This is a genomic window from Burkholderia sp. 8Y (assembly GCF_902506145.1).
Taxonomy (GTDB): domain Bacteria; phylum Pseudomonadota; class Gammaproteobacteria; order Burkholderiales; family Burkholderiaceae; genus Caballeronia.
This window is the reverse complement of record NZ_LR733520.1, coordinates 373,765-399,382: the sequence shown is the minus strand read 5'-3', so window position 1 is coordinate 399,382 and position 25,618 is coordinate 373,765. Positions and strand designations below refer to the sequence as shown.

Sequence of the window (25,618 nt, the reverse complement as noted above, 5' to 3'; positions counted from 1 at the left end):
TCAATGTCCTTCGTTGGAGCCGCCGCCATCGCGCGGACGGTGCTCATCGGGATGATGCTGCTCGTAGTGCTCGAGCGCCGTCTCCGGATTTTCTTTCTCGCCGCTGAACTGCGCGCGGATCACGACGAAGAACATCGGGACCATGAAGATCGCGAGGAACGTCGCGGTCAACATGCCGCCGATCACGCCGGTACCGATCGCGTGCTGGCTCGCGGAGCCCGCGCCGTTGCTGATCGCGAGCGGCATCACGCCGAGAATGAACGCGAGCGACGTCATCAGAATCGGACGCAAGCGCAGGCGGGCTGCTTCCATCGCCGCTTCGATCGGGCCCATCTTCTCCGACATCTGCAATTCGCGGGCGAATTCCACGATCAGAATCGCGTTCTTCGCGGACAAACCGACCGTGGTCAACAAGCCGACCTGGAAGAACACGTCGTTCTCCAGACCGCGCAACGTGACGGCGAGCAGCGCGCCGATCACGCCGAGCGGCACGACCATGATGACCGAGAACGGAATCGACCAGCTTTCGTACAGTGCCGCGAGACACAGGAACACGACGAGAATCGAGATGCCGTAGAGGACCGGCGCCTGCGAACCCGACTGGATTTCCTGATACGACAGCCCCGTCCATTCATAGCCGATGCCCGCCGGGAGCTTCGCCGCGATGGCTTGCATCGCCTGCATCGCCTGGCCGGTGGAGTTGCCGGGACCAGCCGCACCCTGGATTTCGACCGACGAGATACCGTTGTAGCGTTCGAGCTTCGGCGAACCGTACGTCCAGTTGCCGGTGGCGAACGCGGAGAACGGCACCATCCCGCCCGACCCGTTGCGCACGTACCAGTCGTTCATGTTCTCCGGCGTCATGCGGAACCTCGCGTCGGCCTGCAGGTACACCTTCTTGATCCGGCTGTCCGTATCGAGGAAGTTGTTGACGTACTGCGAGGCCCAGGCGATCGAGAATGTCTGGTCGATCGCCGCAGCCGTCACGCCGAGCGCAAGCGCCTTCTCACGGTCGATGTTCACCTTGAACTGAGGCGTATCGTTCAGGCCGTTCGGACGCACCTGCGCGAGCGTCGGGTCTTTCGCGGCCATGCCGAGCAACTGATTGCGCGCGGCCATGAGCGCGTCGTGGCCGACGCCTGCGCGGTCCTGCAGCTCGAAGTCGAAGCCCGCCGCCGTGCCGAGTTCAGGAATGGACGGCGGATTGACCGGGAACACCACCGCGTTCTTGTAACCCGAGAAGTGCCCGAACAGCCGGCCGACCAGCGCCTGCACCTTCTGGTCGCTCTTCTGGCGCTGCCCGTAGTCCTTCATTCGCACGAACACGAGACCCGCGTTCTGCCCGCGACCCGCGAAGCTGAAGCCGTTGACCGTGAAGGTCGATTCGACGATGGACGCTTCCTGATTCAGCAGATAGTCGGACACGTCCTTCAGCGCGCGCGCCGTGGTTTCCTGCGTCGAACCGGCGGGCGTCTGCACGAGCACGAACATCGTGCCCTGATCTTCGTCGGGAAGGAACGACTTCGGCAGCTTCACGAACAGGAAGCCGACGGCGACGATCACCACCAGATAGATGACGAGCCAGCGCCCCGAGCGCCGGATCACGTGATAGACGCCCGAATGGTACTTGTCGCGGCTCTTGTCGAACGTGCGGTTGAACCAGCCGAAGAAGCCCTTCTTCGCTTCGTGATGACCCTGCGGGATCGGCTTCAGGATGGTCGCGCAGAGCGCCGGCGTGAGAATCAGCGCGGTGAGCACGGAGAGCACCATCGCGGAGACGATCGTCAGCGAGAACTGTCGATAAATTGCGCCGACCGAGCCGCCCGACAGCGCCACCGGCACGAACACCGCCGAGAGCACGAGCGCCACGCCGACGAGCGCGCCGGTGATCTGGCCCATCGCCTTGCGGGTCGCGTCGCGTGGCGACAATCCCTCCTCCGCCATCACGCGCTCGACGTTCTCCACGACCACGATCGCATCGTCCACCAGCAAGCCGATGGCGAGCACGAGACCGAACATCGATAGCGTGTTGATCGAGAAGCCCACCGCCGCCATGATCGCGAACGTGCCGAGCAAAACGACCGGCACCGCGATGGTCGGAATCAGCGTGGCCCGCAGGTTTTGCAGGAACAGATACATCACGAGGAACACCAGCACGATGCCTTCGATCAGCGTCTTGACCACGTCCTCGATCGACAGCCGCACGAACGGCGTGGTGTCGTACGGATACGTGACGACGAGCCCGTTCGGGAAGTACTTCGACAGTTCGTCGATCTTCTGGCGCACGGCCTTCGCGGTGGCGAGCGCGTTCGCGCCCGTCGCGAGCTGAATACCGAAGCCCGCCGCCGGCTGACCGCTGTACTTCGTGTCGAAGTTGTAGTTTTCGCCGCCGAGCTCGATGCGCGCGACATCCTTCAGACGCACCTGCGAGCCGTCCTGATTCACCTTCAGCAGCACGTTGCCGAACTGTTCGGGCGTGGTGAGCAGCGTCGCTTCGGTGATGGTCGCCTGCAGCAGCTGGCCCGGCACCGACGGCGTGCCGCCGAGCGACCCGCCCGCGACCTGCACGTTCTGCGCGGTGAGCGCCGCCTGCACGTCCACCGGCGTCAGGCCGAAGTTGTTCAGCTTGTCCGCGTTGAGCCAGATACGCATGGCGTACTGCGAGCCGAAGAGCGTCACCGTGCCGACGCCGTCCAGACGGCTGACCGGATCCTGAATGTGCGACGCCACGTAGTTCGCGAGGTCGTACTTGTTCATGCTGCCGTCCTTCGAGACGAACGCCAGCACGAGCAGGAAGCTGTTGCTCGACTTCGTGACCTTGGTGCCGAGCTGCTGCACGATCTGCGGCAAGAGCGGCGTCGCGAGCTGCAGCTTGTTCTGCACCTGAACCTGCGCGATGTCCGGGTTCGTGCCGGGCGCGAACGTCAGCGTGATGGTCGCGGTGCCGGAGTCATCGGACGTGGAGGACAGATACAGCAAGTGGTCGAGACCGCTCATCTGCTGCTCGATCACCTGCGTGACGGTGTTTTCGACCGTCTTCGCCGACGCGCCCGGATACGTCGCGCTGATCTGGACCGCGGGCGGCGCGATGGTCGGATACTGCGCGACCGGCAGCGTGAAGATGGACGCGATACCCGCGAGCATCAAGACGATGGCGATCACCCACGCGAAAATCGGGCGATCGATAAAGAACTTTGCCATGAGGCGGGCTCCTGTTTACGCGCCCGAGGCGGCAGAGGCGGCAGATGCGGCAGAGGCGGGCTGCGCGGCTTGCGCATTGCTCGCCTGCGACGCTCCGTCCGCCGGCGCTGCGGGCAGTTGCGCGGGCACGGTCTTGACGTCCATGCCCGGACGCACCTTGTCGACGCCCTGCACGATCACGCGATCGCCGGCGTTGAGGCCGCTATCGACCACCCAGTTCTGACCGTAGGTGCCGGACGTGACGAGCTGGCGCAGCGCGACCTTGTTGTCCGCTCCGACGACGAGCGCCGTCGGCGTGCCCTTCTGATCGTGCGTGATGCCGATCTGCGGCACGATGATGGCGTTCGGATTCACGCCTTCCTCGATGCGCGCCCGCACGAACATGCCGGGCAGCAGCACGCGGTCCTTGTTCTGGAAGATCGCGCGGACCGTGACCGAGCCCGTCGTCGGATCGACGGTGACGTCGGTGAATTGCAGCTTGCCCTTCTCCGAATACACGCGGCCGTCTTCCAGCAGGAGCGAGACTTTCGCCGCGTTCGGACCGCTCGTCGTGAGACGGCCTTGCTGGATCTGCTGGCGCAGCTTCAGGCCGTCGAGGCTCGATTGCGTCAGATCGACGTACATCGGGTCCAGTTGCTGGACAGTAGCCATGAGCGTCGCCTGGCTCGCCTGCACGTAAGCGCCCGGCGTGACCTGCGAGATGCCGACCTGACCCGTCACAGGCGAGACGACATCCGTGTAGCCGAGGTTGATCGCCGCGGTATCGACCGCAGCCTTGCCGGCGGCCACATCGGCGGCGGCCTGGCCTTGCGAGGCGACGGCGTTGTCGTAGTCCTGCTTGCTCACCGCGTTCGCCGCGACCAGCACCTTGTAGCGGTTCGCCTGAGCGGTCGTCGATGCGAGGTTCGCCTGCGCCTTCGCGAGCGACGCCTTCGCGTTGTTCAACTGCGCGATGTACGGCGCCGGATCGATCTTATAGAGGCGCTGGCCTGCCTTGACGATGCTGCCTTCTGTGAATTCGCGGCGCAGCACGACGCCGTCCACGCGCGCCCGCACCTGCGCGACGAGATACGCGCTCGTGCGGCCCGGCAGCTCGGTTCTGACCGGCACGGCGGTCGGCTGGATGGTCACGACGCCGACTTCGGGCGTCTGTGGCGGGGGCGCCGACGGTTTTTGTCCGCACGCCGCCAGCAGGATGGCAGCCGTCGCGGCACTGACGAGGTAAAACGGAACCCTTTCGAAGCGCATGGAGCGACCTCTATTTTTGACTGATAGCGAAAAAACACACGCATCGCCGAATCGGCGCCTCATAGATGAGACGCACTTCTCTTTGGATCGGCGATGCACACATTTACGAGCACGCGGCGTCCGTCCGGGGACGCGGCGCCACGAGCGAATCTGAACAACGAATGGTGTCGAAGATGACCGGCCGACAGATGCTTGCGTCTAGCCGTTGCGTGGGCTGCTATTATAAATACATTCACGAATGCATGTAAAAACAAGATTCCCGGAAGATTACGGTCGTAACGAAACGTTGGCCGCCCTCCTTCGACAAAACGAGAACAGACGTTTTTATTCACCGCATTCACACCCCGCAGCGCGGATTCACCGCGCGCAGCAAGCCGTAAATCAGCGATATGGTCAGACGAACCAAGGAAGAAGCGCAGGAGACGCGCAACCGCATTCTCGATGCCGCCGAGCGCGTTTTTTATGAAAAAGGCGTCTCGCGCACGTCGCTCGCCGACATTGCGCAGACGGCGGGCGTGACGCGCGGCGCGATCTACTGGCATTTCGCCAACAAGGGCGACCTCTTCAACGCCATGTTCGAACGCAGCCTGCTGCCGCTCGACGAACTCGTGGAGGCCACGCTGGACGGCAAAGAGCCGGACCCGCTCGCGCACATCCGCGAGATTTTCATCTGGTGCATGCGCAACATCACCGAGGACGAGAAGCGCCGGCGCGTGTTCGACATCCTGTTTCTGAAGTGCGAATTCGTCGAGGAGATGGGGCCGGTGCGCGAGCGTCAGCAGAACAACATGCGCGACGGCATGGAGCGCATCGCGCGGGCGCTGCGCAACGCGATCGACAAGGCGCAACTGCCCGCCGCCCTCGACGTGCGCCGCGCCACGACGCTCCTGCACGCGCTCTTCACGGGCATCCTGCACGACTCGCTGATGATGCCCGAGAGCGTCGATCCCTCGAATGACGCCGAAGCCCTCATCGACGCCTGCTTCGACGCCCTGCGCGCAAGCCCCGCGCTTCTCACGACCGCCCGCGCCTGAGTTCCGCGCTCAACGCGCACGCGCGCGCTGATTCGATGCGTAGATGGTGTCGCGCGGCGGCGGATCGCCGCTTTGGAGCGCCGCGATCCATTCGTCCGTGGTCAGCACGGCCGCGAAGCGCGACTGCATGACGACCGTGAACACGCGGTGGATTTCTTCCGCGCTCGCCCGTCCCGCGCGGTTCTCGTAGGGCACGGAGCCGGTCGCATCGGTGAGGAACTCGACGGACAGCCCCGCGTGCACCGCGTGCCGCACCGTCGAATCGTCGCAATTGTGGGTCATGTAGCCGGCGACCACGAGGGTGTCGATGTCGTGGGCGTTCAGCCACTCGGCGAGATCCGTGCCGGCGAACGCGCTCGGCAGCGCCTTCTCGATGTAATGGGCGCGCGGTCGCGTCGCCACCGATTCGTGCAGTTCCGCCATCGTCGAACCGCGAGCAAAGATCGGCGCGGTCGCGGGCGCGAAGTTCTGCACGACGACGATCGGCACGCCGTGGGCGTCGGCGGCGTCCATCGCCCGCGCGATATTGGCGAGCGACACGTTCACATCGGGATATTCGATCGGCAAGTTGCCGGTGACATACTCGTTCTGCACGTCGATGACGATCAGGGCGCGGCGCGGCATGGCGGGTTCCTTCCGAAAAACGGGGGAGAAACGCAGCACTCTAGCGCCGATCGCCTTTTAATGCAGACTTCCGCGCTCCGCGAAGAACGCGAGCAGCGCGACGAACACGAGCATCGCCGCCCACGCCCAGCCGGGCAAGCCGAACGGATGCGGATCGTGCTCGTGATGGCGCTCGCGGTGCGCGAACGGATGCCCGCCCAGCCGATGCCGCAGCACGCCGCTCGGCGCGGCATGGCCGGGTGCGCCGTGTACCGCCCGCGCCGTCGAACCCGCGCGACGGGAAAACGCCGCCGACATCGCGCCGGGGCGCAGGAAAACGTGACGGCGCGCACGGTCGCCCGCCGCGCGCAGCGACGGCAAGCCGTGCTTCGCGCGCACGACTTCGCAGAATTCCCCGAAGAAATCGTCGGCGCCCTCGCGCAGCGCGTTCTCGATCTGGCGCGCCGGCAGACCGGCCAGCGGCCCCGAGACCGTCGCCCAGACGGTGTATTCGATCCACGTGGACTCGCCGCCGTCGCCGGGATTGAGTGCGACCGCGATCTGCCCGCGCAACGAACCGACGCCCTCGCCGCGCGCCTTGAAGCTGAGCGTGCGCGCGTAGGCACGATCGTCATCGCCGGCTTCGTCCGCGTGCGCCGAGTCGCCCTGCCGCGTGCGCCCGGCCGGATGCGCGCGCACGTCGTAGCGGGCGCGCAGCGCGCCGAGCGGCACGATCAGCGTGAGCGCGTACTCGCCGGCCGGCGTGCGCGTGAACGATTCGCAGTTGTCGAGACTCGCGCGCAACAACGCGAGATCACTGAGCGCGTCCTTCACATGTGCCGGTTCGAGCGGCACGCGCAACGCTTCGGTGACTTCCATCCGAGCCTCCGGGACAAGGAACGCGGCTGTCTCGCGTCTGGTGCTTTATCGCACGCCGGGAAGAATGCGTCTGTTGGCCGGACCGCCTAAGCCGTCTCGTCGATGCGATCCACGCGCGACGGATAGAACGCCAGATAACCCTTGATCTCCAGGGCGGCGTCGAGCGGGCTTTCGTAGCTCCATGCGGCGTTTTCCACCGGACCGTCCTCCGTCAGCAGATGGTAATGCGTGGCCTCGCCCTTGAACGGACAGTGCGATGTGTGCGTGGAGCGTTCGAGCCGCGCCATGTTGACATCGGCGCGTGGGAAATAATGGACGTGGTCGTGCCCCGTTTCGCTCAGCGTCATCGACGCGTGCGTGTCCGCGAAGGTGACGCCCTGATGGATCACGCGGCAGCGCCGTGGATTCGGCTTGATCTCGATGCGGCGCGCCTCTTGGCCGTGGTTCAGGTCCGTGCTCATCGTGGGTCCTCCGCGCTGCGGTCGAGAGAATCGCGGGCGCTTGCGCCTCGCTCACAAAAAAGCCACGAGCCGGGGGCGACTCGTGGCTTCATTATGAGACAACTTCTCGCCGCGAGACAGAGGCGGCGTTCGATACGCAAACTACCGCGTCATTGAATACTCCAGTGGAACGCGGCCTTCGCCTTGCCCGGCCCGGAAACGTTGACGGACTGCTTCTTTTCCTGATCCTTGTACTTGGCGTACACGATGTAGCTGCCCGGCGGCAGCTTGACGAGCATGTACGGGCCCATCGATTCCGTGTTCAGCACTTCACCGCCCTTCCCGCCGACGATGCGTACGTTCACGCCCGACAGATAATCGGCGGTCGGTCCCGTGAAACGCAACGACAGCGGCCAGTGCGCCTGTTCGCGCAACAATGCGCGCGATTCGTCGAGCCCGACGCCGCCCGACGTATACGAGACATCGCCCTGTTGCTGGATCTGCGGCAGGCCGCCTCCGTTGGCATTGCCCGCGCTGCCGGTCTCGCTCGTGCCGGCGCTCGCCGGGTTGGCCCCGTCCGCAGGCTGTTGCGCCCACGCGCCGCTTGCGAGACCCGCGGTCAGTGATGCTGCCAACAGCGTCGCCGCGAACGTGCCCGTTTTGATCTTCATCTTCTTGGCTCCTTTATCCGATGCCGCCGCGCCACGGCGCAGCGACGTCACGCCCGATGCGCGGTGACACGCGATGGGGCCCCGGCGTGCCAAGAGCATGCACCGTGCCTGCATCGCGCGTCGGGGCGTCAGCCGAGATCGACCGGAACGAAGATCTGCGCATCGTCGCGCTGGATCAGCAGCGCGATGCTGTCGCCGGCGTGCGAGACCATCGATTTCAACTGCTGCACGGACGTGACGGGCTGGCCGTTGACCGCGAGAATCACGTCGCCGGGCTGGATGCCCGCGCTCGCCGCCGCGCCGTTCGCCTGCTGCACGACGAGACCGCGCGAAAGCGAAGCCTGCTGCTTTTCGTCGGGCGTGAGCGGGCGCACCGCGACGCCGAGCCGCGCATCCTGCGACGCGCCGCCCTGGTCGCCGTTCACATCCGCGCTCGCGGTCTTCGCGTCCTTGAGCGCGCCGACGGTCACGGTCAGTTCCTTCGAGTCCTTGTCGCGCCACACCTGCACCTTCGCCGAGCTGCCCGGCGACAAGCCGGCGACCTGCGACGGCAGCGAGGTCGAATCCGTCACCGGCACGCCGTTGAGCGCGGTGATGACGTCGCCCGGTTGCAGGCCGGCCTTGGCAGCGGGTCCGCCCGGCTCGACGGAGCTCACGAGCGCGCCCTGCGGCGAATTCATGCCGAAGGAATTCGCGAGTGTCTGATTCATCGCCTGCACGGTGACGCCCAGGCGGCCGCGGTCCACGTGGCCGGTCTTGATGAGCGCGTCCTTGACCTTGATCGCCTCGTTGATCGGAATCGCGAACGACAGGCCCTGGAAGCCGCCCGTCTGCGAGTAGATCATCGAATTGATGCCGATGACTTCACCTTGCAGATTAAAGAGCGGCCCGCCCGAGTTGCCCGGATTCACCGGCACGTCGGTCTGGATGAACGGCGTGTAGTTCTCGTTCGGCAGCGCGCGCGACTTCGCGCTGATGATGCCGGACGTCACCGTGTTGTCGAAGCCGTACGGCGAGCCGATCGCCACCACCCACTGTCCGACCTTGCTGCCGTTCGGATCGCCGATCTTGACCGTCGGCAGGTTCTTGGCGTCGATCTTGAGCACAGCGACGTCCGACTGCTTGTCGGAGCCGATGACCTTCGCGCGATACTCGCGCTTGTCCGTCAGCTTGACGGTGACGACATTCGCGTTATCGACGACGTGCGCGTTGGTCAGAATGTAGCCGTCGCTGCTCACGATGAAGCCCGAACCGAGCCCTTCGCTCGGACGGTCCGCGCCGGGGCCGCCATCGCCGCCACCGAAGCCGGGCACGCCGCCGAAACGCTTGAAGAACTGGTAGAACGGGTCGTCCGGGTCCATCGGCACCTGGTTCTGGCTGCGGCGATTGGACGTCTGCTTGACGAGATGCTTCGCGCTGATGTTCACGACAGCCGGTCCGTACGTCTCGACGAGCCCGGAGAAGTCGGGCACGCCGGTTTTGGCGGCGGCTTCCGCCGGCATCATCGCGGCTTGCGCGGGGGCTATGACCTGCGGTGCGGGAACGTTGTTGTGACCGGCGACATAGCCTGCCGACAAGGCAACGGCGACGGCGGCTGCGACGGCGCTGCGGGTGAGGATCTTCGCTTTCATCGTGTGCTCCTGACGGATTGCAGTGCGCTTGAGAAGCTCGCGCAATGGGATGAACGAAGATTACGGGGCGTGGCTTAAACGTCTCTTAAACGCTGAAAGGAAGCCAAAACGCCATGAAAAAAGGGCGGCTACCCTTTCGGATAGCCGCCCCCATGTGCTGCTTCGGTGACGCGGAGCTTAGAACTCGTAGCCGACCTGACCGCGCACGCCGGTGTCGCCGTGCTGCGTGATCGACGCAGCCGCGTTGACGAGCCAGCGGCTGTCACGCGAGCGATACGTCGCACCGAGACCGATCGCGGTATAGCCCTTGTAGTTGCCGACGCCTGCCGCGACCACGGTTCTGCTTCGCGCAGATGCACACTTCCGGCCGACGCTTATTCGCGCGATATGCCAGCGCCTTTGTCAGCCTTCGCCGCGCCTGTCCAGCGCAAATTCGACCGCGACCTTCAAGCCGCCAGCAACTGATTCGCCCAGCGAAACGTTCGCGCCATGCTTGATCGCGATGCGCCTCACGATCGCGAGCCCGAGCCCGCTGCCCGCCACGTCGGTAAGCACACGATTCGCGCCAACGCCCACGCGATAGAACCGGTCGAACACCCTTTCGCGTTCTTCTTCGGGAATGCCCGGCCCGGTATCCGCGATCTCGACCATCGGACGTCCCGCCTCCGCCTTCAGGCAGACGTCGACGCGCCCGCCGTTCGGCGTGTACTTGATCGCGTTGTCGATGAGATTGTTGAGCATCACGCGCAGCGAATCCGCGTCGCCGATGACCGTCGCCGGCTCGCTCGCCTCGACGCCGAGATCGACGCCGCGTTCCTGCGCGACGACCACGTAGGCGCGCACGCAGTCATCGAGCAAGGCGCGCAGATCGACGGCGCCCGCGATCGCCTTGCCGTCCGGCTCCGACCGCGCGAGCGCGAGCAGTTGCTCCGCAAGCCGCGTCGCACGCGCGATGCCTTCGTTCAGGTCGTCCAGCGCCTCACGGCGGCCGGCGTCGTCGTGGGCGCGCGCCACCAGTTGCGCCTGAATCTTCACCGCCGCAAGCGGCGTGCGCAGTTCGTGCGCGGCATCGGCGACGAAGGCTTTTTGCGTGTCGAGCGCCGTCGAGAGCCGCGCGAGCAGCGCGTTGAGCGCGCGCACGAGCGGCCGCACTTCCTGCGGCAAACGTTGGTCCGAGAGCGGATCGAGCGCCTCGGGATGCCGCGAATCGAGCGCGCGCGTCACGCGTTGCAGCGGCGCGAGTCCCCGCCCGACGATCACCCAGATCGCGAGCCCGAGCAGCGGCAAGAGCAGCACGAGCGGCCACAGCGTGCGCCACGCGACGCCGGCGGCCACGCGGTTTCTGATCGACAGCGGCTGCGCGAGCTGCACGACGTTATCGCCGACGATCGCGCTGTACACGCGCCATTCGCCGCGCGGCGTCGTCTCGGTGGAAAAGCCCAGTTCGGCATGCGGCGCGAGCGGCACGCGCGGATGCGAGTAGTACATCAGCACGCCGTTGCGGTTCCAGATTTGGATCACGACGCCTTCGTCCGTCTCGCTGCGCGAACTGAGCACCGACGAGAACGGCTCGGACGGCAGCGCCGCCGCGATCTGCTGAAGCTGGTAATCGAAGAGTTCGTTGGCCTCGGCGAGCGCCTGCCGGTAGATGAGCCATCCGGCGAAGCCCACGCCCACGATCACGAGCGCGAGCAGCCACACAAGAAGCTGGCGGCGAATCGACCGCATCAGGCGTCCTTCGCGACCATGTAGCCGAGGCCGCGCACGTTGCGGATGAGATCGGCGCCGAGCTTCTTGCGCAGCGAGTGGATGTACACCTCGACCGTGTTGCTGCCGATTTCCTCGCCCCAGCCGTAGATTTTTTCTTCGAGCTGGCTTTTCGAGAGCACGGCGCCGGGGCGCGCCATCAATGCTTCGAGGAGCGCGAATTCGCGCGCCGACAGCGCGACGGGCGAGCCCGCGAGCGTCACCTGATGACCGACCGGATCGAGCGTCAGATTGCCATGCCGCACGAGCGATTCACCCCGGCCCGCGTGACGGCGGATCAGCGCGCGCATGCGGGCGCCGAGCTCGTCGAGATCGAAGGGCTTGACGAGATAATCGTCCGCGCCGGCGTCGAGACCTTTCACGCGATCCGCGATGGCATCGCGTGCGGTCACGATCAGCACCGGCAGCGCGTTCGCGCGGGCCCGCAGCGTCTTCAGCACGTCGAGGCCGTCGCGCTTGGGCAGGCCCAGGTCGAGCAGCATCAGGTCGTACGCTTCGCCGCCGACGGCCGTGAGCGCCGCCTCGCCGTCCTGCACCCAATCGACCGCGAAGCCGTCCGCGCGCAGCGCCTTGCGCACGCCCTCGGCGATCATCCGGTCATCTTCGACTAGCAGGATTCGCATGGCATCGTCTGTCGGTGGTGGGTTCTGGGGAAACTTGCGTGCGGCTCATTTTAGCCGCGCGGGTTTTCGGCAGGCTTAAACCGGACTTAACCGGCGCTATCCGGCGTTATCCGAAGCTTCACGCGCCGGCTGCGTACGATTTTCGCAAGCCGGCTTGTCTACAATAGCCGCTTCGCCCGCGCGGCCCGGCCCAGCCGCGCGGGGCAGTCCCAGAACTGACACCAAAGAACGCACGCCCGTATGCCGCTCTTTTCCCCGATTCCCGGTTCACTTTCCGCGCGTCTGTCGACGCTCGCATTCGCGGCGGCGCTCGCTTGCGCCGCGCTGTCCCACGCACCGGAAGCGCACGCCCGCGGCGGCACGAGGTCCGACTCGCAGAAGCACGCACCCGAGCGCGCGGCGCGCAGCGGCTTCGGCGCGAAGAAAACGGTGAAGGCGGAGAAGGCCGCACGCGCCGCGCCGGCCGGTCCGCTTCCCGCCTCCGTGATGAGCGCGCTTGCGCGAGCGCACGTGCCGCTTTCGTCGATGAGCGTCGTCGTGCAGCGCATCGGCGCGCCGGAGCCGCTCGTCGCGATTAACGCCGACCGGCCGATGCTTCCCGCCTCGACGATGAAGCTCGTCACCACCTACGCGGGTCTTTCGCTGCTCGGGCCGGACTACCGATGGAAGACCACCGCCTACGCCGACGGCGAAGTGGACGCGCAGGGCGTCCTGCACGGCAACCTTTACATTCAGGGCACCGGCGACCCGAAGCTCGTGCCGGAAGAACTGATCGATCTGGTCGAGCAGATTCGCAAGAACGGCATCACGGGCATCGACGGGGCGCTCGTGCTCGACAAACGCTACTTCGACGCCTCCACGCGCGATCTGCCCGCGTTCGACAGCGACGAAGCCGCGCCGTACAACGTCGGCCCCGACCCGCTGCTCTACGCGTTCAAGTCGCTTTCGTTCACGCTGACGCCGAATCCGGACGGGCAGGTGTCCATCGACGTGCTGCCGCAGCTCGCGCAGCTTCAGATCGACAACGAATTGCGCGTCACGCGCGGCGCGTGCGCGGGCACGCTGCCGGCGGCGTCGCCGAGCGTCGCGCAGACGCAGGGCGGCTTCGTGCAGGCGTCGTTCATCGGCGACTATCCGCTGCGCTGCGGTTCGCGCACGATCAACGTCGCCGCGCTCGACCACTCGACGTTCTTCGCGGGCGGCTTTCTCGCGCTGTGGAAACAGGCCGGCGGCACGTTCCAGGGCGCGACGCGCGAAGGCCCGACGCCGTCGAACGCGCGGCTCGTCGGCACGCATCGCAGCCCGGTGCTGTCGGACATCGTGCGCGACATCAACAAGTTCAGCAACAACGTGATGGCGCGCAACCTGTTCCTGACCATCGGCGCGGTGCAGTCGAAGCCGCCCGCGACGACCGCGAAATCCGCGCAGGCCATCCAGACGTTCCTGCGCCGCAACGCACTGCCGATAAACGGCCTGTCGCTCGACAACGGCTCGGGGCTCTCGCGGGACGAAGCCATCTCGGCGACATCGCTCGCCGATGTGCTGCAGGCCGCGAACGCCAGTCCGGTCGCGCAGGTTTTCGTCGAATCGCTGCCGATCGCGGGCGTGGACGGCACGATGCGCAACCGCTTGACGAACGCGGGCGCGGGCGGCAACGCGCACATCAAGACCGGCACGCTGCGCGACGTGCGCGCGATCGCGGGCTACGTCGGCGCCGCGAACGGCGAAAGCTATGTGGTCGTGAGCTTCATCAACGATCCGCGCGCCGAAGCGGCGCGCGCCGCCCACGATGCGCTGCTCGAATGGGTCTACGAAGGCGCGCGCAAGCCGGGCATCGAAGACTGAGCGCCGTCTGCGGCATGCACGGCATCGCGCGGGCGGCAATTCTGCAAAACCCGCGCTTGCCGCGAACGGTCGTGCGCGCGAGCCGAATATTTCTTCTACGAAGTCACGCCCGCCGGGGCTCGCGCGGCGTGTACGCTGTCAGGACGGCGCGTGCCGCTCTGCCCGACATCGGTCCGCTTTGCGGCACAATGAGATGCGGCAGTGACGCGGCCGCGAGCGCCGCGAGACGCACATAGAAAACACCGAAAAACGGAGACGAGGTCCATGAGAAAGCAACTCTCGATGCGCGCTGCTGTGCTGCGCACCACGCGCATCGCCGCCGCGAGCGCGGCATTCGCCCTGCTCGCCGCGTGCGGCGGCGGCAGCGACAACAACTCGACGCCGGCTGGCGGCATCAATCTGCAAGTGGTGTCGTTCGGCGACAGCCTCTCGGATGTCGGCACGTACTCGCCGGTCGCGGCAGCGAACTTCGGCGGCGGGCGCTTCACGACGAACCCCGGCGAAATCTGGGTGCAGAACGTCGCGAAGTACTACGGCGACACGCTCACGCCCGCGATGAGCGGCGGCTTCGGCGTGCCGCCGACCCCGCTGACGGGCTTCGGCTACGCGCAGGGCGGATCGCGCGTGACGAACCCTATCGGCGTCGGCCACCAGAGCACCGACCCGGCGAACTACGCGGGCGCGCTGACGGTGCCGGTCGTGCAGCAGGTAACGAACTATCTGTCGTCGCATGGCAGCTTCAACGCGAATCAGCTCGTGATCGTGAATGGCGGCGCGAACGACATCCTCTACAACCTGACCGCGGTTCAGGCCGGGCAGATGACCCCGGCGCAGGCGCAGGCGGCGATCGGTCAGGCGGCGATCGATCTGGCGGGCGTGATCGGCAAGATCGTGCAGAGCGGCGCGACGCATGTGCTCGTGTCGGACGTGCCGGATATCGGCACCACGCCGCAAGGCATCATGAGCACGCCCACGACGCGCGCGCTGCTCACGCAGGCATCGGTCGGTTTCAATCAGGTGCTCGCGGGCGCGCTGACGCAGACCGGACTCATGTCGAAGGTCATTTATCTCGATATCGTTCCGTCGCTTGCCACTATCACGGCGAACTATCAGCAATACGGGTTCGCGGTGTCGAACACCGGCACGGCCTGTAACCTTCAGGCGATGGCCGCGGCGGCGCAGAAGTTCGGCGAGCCGAACCCGCAGGCGTTCGCGACGTCGCTCTTCTGCTCGCCGCAGACGTTGACCGTCGCGGGCGCGGATCAGACGTACATGTACGCGGATACCGTGCATCCGACGACGCATCTGCATGCGCTGTATGCGCAGATCGCGGAGCAGACGGTGGCGAAGTCGGGACTGGGCAAGTAGGCGCTTCATACCGATTCGCGGTCGAGGCCGCCCAGGTTTCGGTCTGGGCGGCCTTGTTTTTTGACGCGTTCCCTCACTTCGACGTGCGCCGTCACGTGCCGCCCGCGTGATTCCCGACGGCCCTTATGCGCCACGCCAATCTGCACGGCGTAGCATGGTCGCCTCGCGCCGCAATCGCTGCTTTTCGTCAGCTGTCCTGAATAATGCTGGCGAACGTGTGCCGCCAGTGCGTTCTTCCCGATTACCAGCGGTATCCGACTTGCGCCTTGAAGCCCGCCGATCCGCTGTCGGTCGTCGAAACACCCATGCCGACATTCAGATTCGCGGACGCCTGATACGCCGCCGCCACGCCGACCCCGACACGGCTGCCGTAAGCGCCCACGCTTGTCCCCACCCACTTTTCGCCTGCCTGAAGCACCGGGATGCTCGGCATGGAGAGAACCGCCGCCACGGCTTTGTCGGTGTAGTTCTTCGACTGTTGCACGCCAGCGGACACCGCCTTGTCCGTGTACGCGTTGGCACTCGACACCGCTCTGTCCGTATAGACGTTCGCCTGCTGCACCGCGCCGTTCAGCTGATTGACGTTGACGGCGTCCGTGCCTTGCGTGCCTGCCGCCACGTTGACGATTTGCCGCTCGTCGCCAGCCGAGCCGACCGAAACGGTATTCGCGCGGTCGGCACGCGAGTTCGCGCCGATGGCGACGGAATTATCGGCGCTCGCGGTTGCGTTCGCGCCTAGTGCCGTCGAATGGACTCCGCTCGCGACGGCCGCTTCGGTGGCCGCGTTTCCGTCAGCCGCGAAAAACGGGTTCGAGCCTCCTGTCGTCGCTATGTTCGCAATCCTGTTGGTGATTGCTGACACCGCCGAGTTGAGCTGGCTGACATTCACCGCATCCATGTCGGCTAAACCGGCCGCCAGGTTATGAATCGTCGTGCCATTCGGACCGTCGAGCGTCACGTTGTCGAGGTCCGGGGAGCCGCTTTTCGTGTCGTATCGCACGGCGCCCGCGTCGGTTGTGCCGTTCGTCGTGTTCGCATTGTTCGCGATGTTCGCAATGGTCGTGTTGATGTTCGTGAGAGAACTGTCCACGCCGCTGAGTGCGCTGCCGACATCTTGATACGTCACGCCGTTGATGACATACGACGGCGGCAGAACGCTTCCATCGGGCAGCCCGACAGCGCCGCCACCTAGCGCCGACGCTGTGGTGTTTGCCAAGGTTCGCAGTTGACTGAGATTCACCGCGTCCGTGCCCTGCGTGCCCGCCGACACGTTGATGATGCGCCGCTCCGCTCCGCCACTTCCGACGCTCACGACATTGTCTTGTCCGCCGTCGTAACTGCTCGAGCCGATTGCCACGGAGTTCTGGCCTTTCGTGAAAGCATAGTTGCCGATGGCCACCGAATTGTCACCGTTCGCTGTCGTACCGTTGCCGAGTGCAACCGACGTGGCGCCCTGCCCCACCGCATTGCTGCCGATCGCGACGGCACTGCTTCCGCTTCCTCTTGCGTCGCGCCCGACTGCGACCGCCCCGTTCGACGCGCTGCTGCCTGCACCGGCCGCCACGGCAGCATCTGCGGCCGACGAATCGATGCCAAGCGCCAACGCGCGAAAGCTCGCGTTAGCGTTATCGCCAATGGCCGTGGCCTGGTTATTCGTGGCGGTTGCGTTGCGGCCGATCACCACGCCATTCTCTTGCGATTGCGCGCCAAAACCGATCGCCACCGCGGCCTGGGCTGCCGCCTGGTTTCCGCCGCTCACGACTGCGCCGTCGCCGACAACCACGCTTTCGTCGATGTTGTTGTGCGTCCCGTTGTTTCCAATCAGCACACCGGTATTCGCCGTTGTCGTTCCGTTGCCTTCGATAATGGCCTGGCCGAAAGCCGAGGTCATCGTGAGGCCGGCGCAACTCGCGGCAATCGCGGCCAGAATGGGTTTGAGTCGGAAATTGGTTTTATTCATATCAAGTATTCCTTACAATAGATAACGTGTGGCGTACTTCCTCGTTTCACTGCGTATCGGCTTCCGGCCAGGGTGTCCGATCGCAGTCAGAAAACTTCCTGTGGCAAAAGTGATTCGGTCAGTTCGTTACGGATTCTGACTTCGGTTCAAAATGAAGCCAGGTCATCGGCTTTGCGCGTCCTTCTGAACACAGCAGCCAACGGTCGGAGTCGGTCCAGTGATCGGCTATCAAGGGAATGTGCGACAAGTCTCGCGCGCCGACTTTTATCTCGGTGACGTTGAAATATTCGCTCGCGCGGGCGATCAGATTCGGCAGCCATGTCTGCCGGTCGGCGCCGACGATCATGAAGTCGTGAACTTCCACGATAATGTGCGCATTCTTGAGCGTGCGAAGGCACTCGCGCGTGAGCGTCTCGAATTCGTGCCCTTCGATATCGCACAGCACGACCGAGTCTCTGAAATCGACGCCTTGCGCGGCGAGTTCATCGGCAAATGTGGACGTCGCGGCGCCCCGAATATCCACCCGGCTCCCAACGCCGCGTTCATCCGCGAGATTTCTCAAGTTGTCACGGCTGGCTTCGTCGATTTCATAGCAAATCGAGCGTTCGAAAACGCCCGTCGAGACGAGCCCTATTCCGTAGAAACCGTCCGCCGCGCCAAGGTCGATGAAGGTGCTGCGCCCGCGGTGAATCGTGCCGATGAGTTCGCATACTTCGAGTTCGTAGAGCCCGACGAGTTTGGTTCCGGTGTCTTCATAACGCCAGGTGGCCCGTTCACCAAGGAAATAGCCTTTTAGGAGTCCATGTTGAACGACTCCGTTCGTCGCTCGCCAGAGTCGACGCCCGTTATACATACGTCGCGCCTCCACGACTTCGGCGCTCATCTTGATGAAATCCGGAGAGTCGAGAAATGAGTCGGCAGGGTTCATGGAGAATCCTAAATTCGATTTCGAAAATTCGATTGTTGATGAAGCGAGTAACGACGTTGCAATGACCGACACGCTCCTCGCGACAAGCAAGAGGAGCGGACCATTTCTATCTCATTCGTTGTACGTAATTTTACAGCGTGACCGCTGCGCTAAATTGCCGCAGACGTGCGTTTTTACTCAAGATTGCGATTCTTCTAGATGTCGTCGCAATGACTCAGGCCAAGGATTCATTACCTTACGCGACGACAAACCGAGAATAAGAATGATCCGATAATCAACGGATTATTGCCGGCCGACGTTATTCGGGACTTGCGCCGACGCAATCACTCGTGCCGCCGTACTGCGGCGTTGCGCGCGCACGGCAGGCCGTCGATTCATCGTTTTGAAAAGCCGTTCCGAGCGAGCATTACTCGCCCTCTTCAAACGCCGCAGCCGCCCTTCCCAACCGATCATTCACCGCGATCCATTCCACCGTCTCCGGCAGCTTCTCGATCAGAATCCGCTCGACATTCGCCCGATCCAGCGCCCTGAGCAAGCCGTAAAGCTCGCGCGCATAGCTCTGCGGATCTTCCGGCGCGGCGACGAAATGCACGTGCGGCGCGTGTGCCCACTCTCCCACGCTCGAGGGCCGCGCCACCAGCGCCACCTTCCCGCCGCCCGACCGGTCGAACGCCGCGAGCAACGGCTCGATCGACGCGAACGGCAGCAGCGCCAACGGCGTGCGCGGCGCGTAATGCGCCTTCAACGTACCGGATGCGCGCGGCGCGGTCGCGTCGCCGCCATCGGGCAGACGCGGCGCGACGCCGATCACGTCCGCAATCGCCTGCGGACTTACGTGTCCGGGCCGCAGCAGCGCGGGAAAGCCGCGCGACAAATCCAGAATGGTCGATTCGATGCCGACATCCGCCGCGCCGCCATCCAGCACATGCACCGCGCTGCCGAACTCGTCGCGCACGTGTTGCGCCGTCGTCGGGCTCACATGGCCGAAACGGTTTGCCGAAGGACCGGCCACGCCCGCCTGCCTGCCCGTTCCCTGACGCCGCGCGTGAAACGCCGTCAAAAGCTGCTGCACCACCGGATGCGAGGGACAGCGAATCCCGACCGAATCCTGTCCGCCGCTGACGGCCGCCGGAATATGCGGCGCGCGCTTCAGAATGAGCGTGAGCGGCCCCGGCCAGAAGGCATCGATGAGCTTCTGCGCGTCGGCGGGCAGCGCGCGCACCCAGTAGCCGGGATCGGCCTGCGGCGCGAGATGCACGATCACCGGATGATTCGCCGGCCGGCCCTTCGCGGCATAGATTCGCGCGATGGCCTCCGGATTCTCGGCATCGCCGCCGAGGCCGTACACCGTTTCGGTCGGAAACGCGACGAGTTCGCCCGCGTCGAGCAGAGCCGCGGCTTCGTCGATCTGCGCGGCGCTCGGATAAATGATGGTCATTGCCAGCTACTGCGTGAGAGTTACCTGAGCGTTCAGTCGAGCGCGATATGCAGCATGCGCGCGCAGTCGCGCGCCGCCGTGCGCGCTTCTTCGAGCGTCGCCGCCGTGAAGTTGATGTGTCCCATCTTGCGGCCGGGACGCGCTTCCTCCTTGCCGTACAGATGCAGCCGCGCCGCTGGCATCGCCGCGACTTCGGCCCACGCAGGCGCGCGCGGCTTGTCGTCTTGCCCGCCGTCGAACCAGATATCGCCGAGGAGGTTCAGCATGGCGGCCGGCGAATGCTGGCGCGTGTCGCCGAGCGGCATGCCGGTCATCGCGCGGACTTGCTGCTCGAACTGGCTCGTGGCGCAGGCATCGACGGTGTAATGGCCGGAATTGTGCGGGCGCGGCGCCATTTCGTTGGCGATCAGCGAGCCGTCTTCCAGCACGAAGAATTCGACGCACAGCACGCCCACGTAGCCGAGCTTCGCGGCAATCGTGAGCGCCGCGTCCTGCGCCTGCGCGACGAGCGCGCCCGACGCATCCGGCGCCGGCACGACGGTCTTCGCGAGAATGCCGTTCACGTGCGTGTTCTGCGCGAGCGGAAACACGGCGGATTTGCCGTCGCCGCCGCGCGCGATCAGCACGGAGACTTCATATTCGAGCGGCATGCGCTTTTCCAGCACGCACGGCACGCCTGAGAGAGAGCCGTATGCGGTGCGGACTTCCTGCACGTTGCGCACGCTGACCTGGCCTTTGCCGTCGTAGCCGAGACGCGCGGTCTTCAAGATGCCCGGCAGCACGGCGGCGATTTCATCGTCGGACAGGACGGCAAGTGCTTCCGGCGATTCGATCACCACGTGCGGCGCGACCGGCACGCCGGCCTCGGCAATGAAACGCTTCTCGGCGACGCGATCCTGCGCGATGGCGACGCAACTCGCCGCCGGGCTCACGAATGTCAGCGACGCGAGAAAGTCGAGGCTTGTGGACGGCACGTTCTCGAATTCGGTCGATACCGCCGCGCACAGCCGGCCGAGTTCGGTGAGCGCGGCTTGATCGTCGTAGGCGGCGCGAATGTGGCGATCGGCGACCGCGCCCGCCGGACTGGTTTCGTCCGGATCGAGCACCGCGACGCGATAGCCCATGGATTGCGCCGCGAAGCAGAACATACGGCCGAGCTGGCCGCCGCCGACCATGCCGAGCCACGCGCCGGGCAGAATGGGGGAATTCGGGGAGTTTTGTGGGTTCATCGTGGGACTGGCCGATAACCTGATTGGGTTTTCGCGATGCCACGCGCATCGGCGCGCGGCCTGATCAACGGAACGCTCAGAGCGGCGGCAGCGTCATGTCGTGCGCGGCCTGATTTTGCTTCACGCGAAACGCGGCGAGCGCCTCGGCATAGCGCGCATCCGTCACGCTCAGAATGGATACCGCGAAGAGCGCCGCATTCGCCGCGCCCGCCTCGCCGATGGCGAAGGTCGCGACCGGCACGCCCTTGGGCATCTGCACGATGGAATGCAGCGAATCCACGCCCTTCAGATACCTGCTCGCCACCGGCACGCCGAGCACCGGCACCGTGGTCTTGGCCGCGAGCATGCCCGGCAGATGCGCCGCGCCGCCCGCGCCCGCGATGATCGCGCGCACGCCGCGCTGCCGCGCGCTTTCGGCGTAGGCGAACATCTCGTCGGGCATGCGGTGCGCGGAGACGACCTTCGCCTCGTACGGCACGCCGAAATCCTGCAGGATCGCGACCGCGTTCTTCATCACGTCCCAGTCGGAGCTGGAGCCCATCAACACGCCGACGAGCGGCGCATCGTGCGCGTGCGCTCCGGTCTGTACTTCGCTCATTCCTTTTCCCTCGATCCGAGCGCGCCGCCTCGACCACGTGGCCGAGCCGCGGCGCGCGTGCCGACATTTACGACAGCGTCGTGCCCGTGATGCGTTGCAGCGCCTCCTGATACTTCTCCGACGTCTTCGCGATCACGTCTTCCGGCAGCTTCGGCGCGGGCGGCTCCTTCTTCCACGGCTGCGTCTCGAGCCAGTCGCGCATGAACTGCTTGTCGAACGACGGCGGATTCGTGCCCACCGCGTAACCGTCCGCCGGCCAGAAGCGCGAGGAATCGGCGGTGAGCACTTCGTCCATCAGGAACAATTCGCCCTTGTTGTCGAGGCCGAACTCGAACTTCGTATCCGCGATGATGATGCCGCGCGTGGCCGCGTACTCGGCCGCTTCCTTGTAGAGCTGAATGGAAATGCGCTTGATGGTCGCCGACAGTTCCGTGCCGATGCGGCGCTCCATGTCATCGTAGGTGATGTTTTCGTCGTGATGGCCCATCTCGGCCTTCGCGGCCGGCGTGAAGATCGGCTCGGGCAGCTTTTGCGCGTTTTGCAGGCCCGGCGGCAATTGCACGCCGCACACCGCGCCCGTCGCCTGATAGTCCTTCCAGCCGCTGCCCGCGAGATAGCCGCGCACCACCGCTTCCACGAGGATCGGTTCCAGGCGCTTCACGACGACCGCGCGGCCCTTCACCTGCTCGACTTCGTCCGGGGCGACCACCGAAGCGGGATCGATGCCCGTGTTGTGGTTCGGCACGATATGGCCGAGCTTCTCGAACCAGAAATCGGCCATCTGATTGAGCACGCGGCCCTTGTTCGGGATCGGCTCGCCCATCACCACGTCGAAGGCGGAAAGGCGGTCGGTCGTCACGATCAGCAGTTTGTCGCTGCCGACGGCGTAGTTGTCGCGGACCTTGCCACGGCCGAGCAGCGGCAGCGATTTGATCGTGGATTCGTAGAGCGTGGACATCGTCATGTACCGAAGAGGTGCCGAAAAAAGTGAATCGCCGCCGCAAGCCTCATGCGGCGACGATGGAAAAAAGCGAACGGGTCCCGTCGCGGAACCCGTTGATTTTACTTTACAAACGCAGCGCGCTTGCTTGCGGCGTTCGCCGCTTACCTGACGATCTGCGCAAGTTCGCCGGACTTGTACTTGTCGGCCATCTTGTCGAGCGCCACGGGCTTGATCTTGCCCGCCATGCCCTCGCAACCGAACTGCATGTAACGCTGACGGCAAATCGCTTTCGCCGCCTCGCGCGCCGGCTTCAGGTAGTCGCGCGGATCGAATTTCGACGGATTTTCAAACAGATAACGGCGGATCGCGCCGGTAATCGCGAGACGCAAGTCCGTGTCGATATTCACCTTGCGCACGCCGTGCTTGATGCCTTCCTGGATTTCCTCAACCGGCACGCCATAGGTTTCCTTCATGTCGCCGCCGAACTCGCGGATTTCGGCGAGCAATTCCTGCGGCACCGACGACGAGCCGTGCATCACCAGATGCGTGTTCGGAATGCGCTGATGGATTTCCTTGATGCGGTCGATGGCGAGAATATCGCCAGTAGGCTTCTTCGAAAACTTGTATGCGCCGTGCGACGTGCCGATGGCAATCGCGAGTGCGTCGCACTGCGTGAGCTTCACGAAGTCGGCCGCCTGCTCGACGTCGGTCAGCAACTGCTCGCGGGTCATCGTGCCTTCCGCGCCGTGGCCGTCTTCCTTGTCGCCCTTCATGGTTTCCAGCGAGCCGAGCACGCCAAGTTCGGCTTCGACCGTGACGCCGATCGAATGCGAAAACTCGACCACCTTGCGCGACACCTCGACGTTGTACTCGTAGGACGCCACCGTCTTGCCGTCTGCTTCGAGCGAGCCGTCCATCATCACGCTCGTGAAACCGGAGCGGATCGCGGCCATGCACACCGCAGGCGACTGTCCGTGATCCTGATGCATCACGACCGGAATATGCGGATACGACTCCACCGCCGCTTCGATCAGATGCCGCAGGAACGCTTCGCCCGCATACTTCCGCGCGCCGGCCGACGCTTGCATGATGACGGGCGCGTTGACTTCGTTCGCCGCCGACATGATGGCCTGCACCTGTTCCAGATTGTTCACGTTGAATGCCGGGAGACCGTAGCCGTGTTCGGCTGCGTGATCCAGCAATTGACGCATTGATACGAGAGGCATTGTCAAACTCCAGGATGTGAAACGAAATCCTTCGCGCGCACGGTTCTGCTCTTGACTCGCTCAGGCAGCTTCCGGCGTTTTGGTGGCAACGACTTGCGACAAGCCGTCTTGCGCGCTCTATGGCGTTCGCGGCTTTAACCGCGAACGCCTTGCACTGCTGCGAGATTTCGCGCGGCGCTTGACCGCGCATGCTTCTCGAAAAACGAGGCGCCGATCAGAAATGGTCGCCGACGCGCACGATCTTCAGCGTGTTCGTGCCGCCCGCCTGTCCCATCGGCTCGCCGACCGTCAGCACGACCATGTCGCCGCGCGCCGCGTAGCCTTTCGACACGACCGCTTCAAGCGCCTGATTCAGCGCCGTATCGCGGTCCATGTTGGTGTCCAGATGCAGCGGCGTGACGTTGCGATACAGCGACATCGTCCGCTCGCTGCCCACGCGCGGCGTCAGCGCGAAGATCGGCACATGCGTCCAGTGGCGCGACATCCACAGCGCCGTCGAGCCGGATTCCGTCAGCGCGACAACGGCCTTCGCGCCGAGATGAAACGCGGTGAACAGCGCGCCCATCGCGATCGACTGGTCGATGCGCGTGAACGTGCGGTCCAGAAAGTCGCGGTCCAGTTGCGATTCCTCGGACTTCTCCGCTTCGACGCACACGGCGGCCATCGTTTCGATGGTCGTGACCGGATACTTGCCCGCCGCCGTTTCAGCGGAAAGCATCACGGCGTCGGTGCCGTCGAGCACGGCGTTGGCCACGTCGGACACTTCGGCGCGCGTCGGCACGGGCGCGTGGATCATGGATTCCATCATCTGCGTGGCGGTGATGACGAGCTTGTTCGACTCGCGCGCCATGCGGATCATGCGCTTTTGCAGCGCGGGCACCGCCGCGTTGCCGACTTCCACCGCGAGATCGCCGCGCGCGACCATGATGCCGTCGGACGCATCGAGAATGCCTTGCAGCGCGGGAATGGCCTCGGCGCGCTCGATCTTCGCGATCATCTTCGGCTTGATGCCGTACGGCGCGCCCGCGATGTTCGCGAGTTGCCGCGCCATTTCCATGTCCGTCGCGTTCTTCGGAAAGGACACCGCGACGAAATCCGCGCCGAGCGACATCGCCGTCTTGATGTCCTCCATGTCCTTCTCGGTCAGCGCGGGCGCGGTCAGGCCGCCGCCCTGCCGGTTGATGCCCTTGTTATTGGACAGCTCGCCGCCGACCTTCACCGTCGTGTGAATCTCTTCGCCGATCACGCGCGTGACGTCGAGCACGATCAGGCCGTCGTTCAGCAAGAGCACGTCGCCCGCGCGCAGATCGCGCGGCAAGTCCTTGTAGTCGAGGCCAGCGCGCTCGTTGTTGCCCAGCTCGCAGTTTGCATCGAGGACGAACGTGTTGCCTGCGACGAGCATGGTCTTGCCGTTCTCGAACTTGCCGACGCGAATCTTCGGGCCTTGCAGGTCCGCCATGATCGCGACTTCGCGGCCGATCTGCCGCGCCGCCTCGCGCACCCACTCGGCGCGCTGGCGATGATCGTCGGCGGTGCCGTGCGAGAAGTTGAAGCGAACGACGTCGAGCCCGGCCTGCATCATCTGCAGCAGGATGTCCGGATTACTCGACGCCGGACCGATGGTGGCAACAATCTTGGTGGCGCGATGCATGTCTTTCCTCGTCTCTTTGGGAACGGCCGTAACCAGGCTGCGAGCACGTTGCGCTTGCAGTGAGGTGTTGCTCACTGGCTGCGCGCGCGCGCCGGTTCGTGCCGGCGTCGCTTTATCGATGGGCTGAGCGGCATGAACGGCCATGCCGCCGATGGTGACGACCGGAGCCGCCTGTTCTTCCACTAACGCCTGCGCCGATGCGTCGGCTTGCGAAAGCGGCTCCTCCAGAGAAGCCGCCTCCTCGATGATGCGAGCCGCATCCGGCTGAATGCCGCTGCCGGTCACATCCGCTTGCGCGCCGCCGGCTGCCTGCGCGCCCTTCCTTGCTTCTTTCG

At 65.0% G+C, this 25,618-nt stretch carries 21 protein-coding genes; 3 read left to right on the top strand and 18 right to left on the bottom strand.

All coding sequences use genetic code 11. The features are described from left to right. Together GV035_RS12455 and GV035_RS12450 are read right to left on the bottom strand one after the other, a co-directional pair. Entirely contained in the window at positions 1-3,201 is a 3,201-nt protein-coding gene (locus tag GV035_RS12455) for an efflux RND transporter permease subunit (protein WP_159835400.1), read from the bottom strand. 15 nt (positions 3,202-3,216) lie between these two features. Next, positions 3,217-4,449, bottom strand: a complete 1,233-nt coding sequence (locus GV035_RS12450) for an efflux RND transporter periplasmic adaptor subunit (protein ID WP_159835399.1) — start codon at positions 4,447-4,449, stop codon at positions 3,217-3,219. A gap of 389 nt (positions 4,450-4,838) precedes the next feature. Between GV035_RS12450 and GV035_RS12445 the strand changes: the two genes are divergently transcribed. Continuing rightward, on the top strand, positions 4,839-5,483 hold the full coding sequence (locus tag GV035_RS12445; RefSeq protein ID WP_159835398.1) for a TetR family transcriptional regulator: 645 nt from the start codon (positions 4,839-4,841) through the stop codon (positions 5,481-5,483). 9 nt (positions 5,484-5,492) lie between these two features. On the opposite strand, the gene GV035_RS12440 is transcribed toward GV035_RS12445, so the two are convergent. From GV035_RS12440 to GV035_RS12405, 8 genes are all read right to left on the bottom strand, one after another. Continuing rightward, positions 5,493-6,107 (bottom strand): cysteine hydrolase family protein, encoded by a 615-nt coding sequence (locus GV035_RS12440; RefSeq protein WP_159835397.1) that lies wholly within the window; start codon positions 6,105-6,107, stop codon positions 5,493-5,495. Between the two features lie 57 nt (positions 6,108-6,164). Next, positions 6,165-6,965, bottom strand: coding sequence for a CoxG family protein (locus GV035_RS12435; RefSeq protein WP_159835396.1), 801 nt, complete (start codon positions 6,963-6,965; stop codon positions 6,165-6,167). Between the two features lie 86 nt (positions 6,966-7,051). Beyond that, entirely contained in the window at positions 7,052-7,426 is a 375-nt protein-coding gene (locus tag GV035_RS12430) for a DUF427 domain-containing protein (protein ID WP_159835395.1), read from the bottom strand. A gap of 149 nt (positions 7,427-7,575) precedes the next feature. After that, positions 7,576-8,076, bottom strand: coding sequence for a carboxypeptidase regulatory-like domain-containing protein (locus GV035_RS12425; protein WP_159835394.1), 501 nt, complete (start codon positions 8,074-8,076; stop codon positions 7,576-7,578). Between the two features lie 128 nt (positions 8,077-8,204). After that, positions 8,205-9,707 carry a DegQ family serine endoprotease gene (locus GV035_RS12420; RefSeq protein WP_159835393.1) on the bottom strand — a complete coding sequence of 501 codons (1,503 nt, stop codon included), beginning with the start codon at positions 9,705-9,707 and terminating at the stop codon, positions 8,205-8,207. A gap of 177 nt (positions 9,708-9,884) precedes the next feature. Next, the gene (locus GV035_RS12415; protein ID WP_236572594.1) at positions 9,885-10,043 is read right to left on the bottom strand and encodes a YadA C-terminal domain-containing protein; all 159 of its coding nucleotides are present in this window, start codon (positions 10,041-10,043) and stop codon (positions 9,885-9,887) included. A 66-nt stretch (positions 10,044-10,109) separates the two neighbouring features. After that, on the bottom strand, positions 10,110-11,435 hold the full coding sequence (locus GV035_RS12410) for an ATP-binding protein (protein WP_159835392.1): 1,326 nt from the start codon (positions 11,433-11,435) through the stop codon (positions 10,110-10,112). Then, on the bottom strand, positions 11,435-12,097 hold the full coding sequence (locus GV035_RS12405) for a response regulator (RefSeq protein WP_159835391.1): 663 nt from the start codon (positions 12,095-12,097) through the stop codon (positions 11,435-11,437). The genes GV035_RS12410 and GV035_RS12405 overlap by 1 nt, the downstream gene beginning before the upstream one ends. Before the next feature lie 240 nt (positions 12,098-12,337). On the opposite strand from GV035_RS12405, the gene dacB reads away from it, so the two are divergent. Together dacB and GV035_RS12395 are read left to right on the top strand one after the other, a co-directional pair. After that, on the top strand, positions 12,338-13,942 hold the full coding sequence (gene dacB / locus GV035_RS12400) for a D-alanyl-D-alanine carboxypeptidase/D-alanyl-D-alanine endopeptidase (RefSeq protein ID WP_159835390.1): 1,605 nt from the start codon (positions 12,338-12,340) through the stop codon (positions 13,940-13,942). 264 nt (positions 13,943-14,206) lie between these two features. After that, positions 14,207-15,310: an SGNH/GDSL hydrolase family protein gene (locus GV035_RS12395; protein WP_159835389.1), complete on the top strand. Its 1,104-nt coding sequence runs from the start codon at positions 14,207-14,209 to the stop codon at positions 15,308-15,310. A 241-nt stretch (positions 15,311-15,551) separates the two neighbouring features. Here GV035_RS12395 and GV035_RS12390 read toward each other — a convergent pair whose 3' ends face one another. From GV035_RS12390 to pyk, 8 genes are all read right to left on the bottom strand, one after another. Then, positions 15,552-17,270, bottom strand: a complete 1,719-nt coding sequence (locus GV035_RS12390; RefSeq protein WP_159835388.1) for a YadA family autotransporter adhesin — start codon at positions 17,268-17,270, stop codon at positions 15,552-15,554. Positions 17,271-17,388: 118 nt separating this feature from the next. Beyond that, positions 17,389-18,198, bottom strand: coding sequence for a hypothetical protein (locus tag GV035_RS12385; protein ID WP_159835387.1), 810 nt, complete (start codon positions 18,196-18,198; stop codon positions 17,389-17,391). Positions 18,199-18,604: 406 nt separating this feature from the next. Continuing rightward, entirely contained in the window at positions 18,605-19,636 is a 1,032-nt protein-coding gene (locus GV035_RS12380; protein WP_159835386.1) for an L-threonylcarbamoyladenylate synthase, read from the bottom strand. Between the two features lie 32 nt (positions 19,637-19,668). After that, on the bottom strand, positions 19,669-20,865 hold the full coding sequence (locus tag GV035_RS12375) for a 5-(carboxyamino)imidazole ribonucleotide synthase (protein ID WP_159835385.1): 1,197 nt from the start codon (positions 20,863-20,865) through the stop codon (positions 19,669-19,671). A gap of 76 nt (positions 20,866-20,941) precedes the next feature. Then, positions 20,942-21,463, bottom strand: coding sequence for a 5-(carboxyamino)imidazole ribonucleotide mutase (gene purE, locus GV035_RS12370; protein WP_159835384.1), 522 nt, complete (start codon positions 21,461-21,463; stop codon positions 20,942-20,944). 67 nt (positions 21,464-21,530) lie between these two features. Next, positions 21,531-22,421, bottom strand: coding sequence for a phosphoribosylaminoimidazolesuccinocarboxamide synthase (locus tag GV035_RS12365; protein WP_159835383.1), 891 nt, complete (start codon positions 22,419-22,421; stop codon positions 21,531-21,533). Between the two features lie 146 nt (positions 22,422-22,567). Beyond that, complete coding sequence (fba, locus tag GV035_RS12360) at positions 22,568-23,632, bottom strand: class II fructose-bisphosphate aldolase (protein ID WP_159835382.1); 1,065 nt, start codon at positions 23,630-23,632, stop codon at positions 22,568-22,570. Between the two features lie 214 nt (positions 23,633-23,846). Then, entirely contained in the window at positions 23,847-25,283 is a 1,437-nt protein-coding gene (gene pyk / locus GV035_RS12355) for a pyruvate kinase (RefSeq protein WP_159837852.1), read from the bottom strand. Between the last annotated feature and the right edge of the window lie 335 nt (positions 25,284-25,618).

Coding starts and splice junctions, on each gene's coding strand:
- GV035_RS12455 (WP_159835400.1), bottom strand. CDS start 3,201: ATGGCAAAGTTCTTTATCGATCGCCCGATTTTCGCGTGGGTGATCGCC.
- GV035_RS12450 (WP_159835399.1), bottom strand. CDS start 4,449: ATGCGCTTCGAAAGGGTTCCGTTTTACCTCGTCAGTGCCGCGACGGCT.
- GV035_RS12445 (WP_159835398.1), top strand. CDS start 4,839: ATGGTCAGACGAACCAAGGAAGAAGCGCAGGAGACGCGCAACCGCATT.
- GV035_RS12440 (WP_159835397.1), bottom strand. CDS start 6,107: ATGCCGCGCCGCGCCCTGATCGTCATCGACGTGCAGAACGAGTATGTC.
- GV035_RS12435 (WP_159835396.1), bottom strand. CDS start 6,965: ATGGAAGTCACCGAAGCGTTGCGCGTGCCGCTCGAACCGGCACATGTG.
- GV035_RS12430 (WP_159835395.1), bottom strand. CDS start 7,426: ATGAGCACGGACCTGAACCACGGCCAAGAGGCGCGCCGCATCGAGATC.
- GV035_RS12425 (WP_159835394.1), bottom strand. CDS start 8,076: ATGAAGATCAAAACGGGCACGTTCGCGGCGACGCTGTTGGCAGCATCA.
- GV035_RS12420 (WP_159835393.1), bottom strand. CDS start 9,707: ATGAAAGCGAAGATCCTCACCCGCAGCGCCGTCGCAGCCGCCGTCGCC.
- GV035_RS12410 (WP_159835392.1), bottom strand. CDS start 11,435: ATGCGGTCGATTCGCCGCCAGCTTCTTGTGTGGCTGCTCGCGCTCGTG.
- GV035_RS12405 (WP_159835391.1), bottom strand. CDS start 12,097: ATGCGAATCCTGCTAGTCGAAGATGACCGGATGATCGCCGAGGGCGTG.
- dacB (WP_159835390.1), top strand. CDS start 12,338: ATGCCGCTCTTTTCCCCGATTCCCGGTTCACTTTCCGCGCGTCTGTCG.
- GV035_RS12395 (WP_159835389.1), top strand. CDS start 14,207: ATGAGAAAGCAACTCTCGATGCGCGCTGCTGTGCTGCGCACCACGCGC.
- GV035_RS12390 (WP_159835388.1), bottom strand. CDS start 17,270: ATGAATAAAACCAATTTCCGACTCAAACCCATTCTGGCCGCGATTGCC.
- GV035_RS12385 (WP_159835387.1), bottom strand. CDS start 18,198: ATGAACCCTGCCGACTCATTTCTCGACTCTCCGGATTTCATCAAGATG.
- GV035_RS12380 (WP_159835386.1), bottom strand. CDS start 19,636: ATGACCATCATTTATCCGAGCGCCGCGCAGATCGACGAAGCCGCGGCT.
- GV035_RS12375 (WP_159835385.1), bottom strand. CDS start 20,865: ATGAACCCACAAAACTCCCCGAATTCCCCCATTCTGCCCGGCGCGTGG.
- purE (WP_159835384.1), bottom strand. CDS start 21,463: ATGAGCGAAGTACAGACCGGAGCGCACGCGCACGATGCGCCGCTCGTC.
- GV035_RS12365 (WP_159835383.1), bottom strand. CDS start 22,421: ATGTCCACGCTCTACGAATCCACGATCAAATCGCTGCCGCTGCTCGGC.
- fba (WP_159835382.1), bottom strand. CDS start 23,632: ATGCCTCTCGTATCAATGCGTCAATTGCTGGATCACGCAGCCGAACAC.
- pyk (WP_159837852.1), bottom strand. CDS start 25,283: ATGCATCGCGCCACCAAGATTGTTGCCACCATCGGTCCGGCGTCGAGT.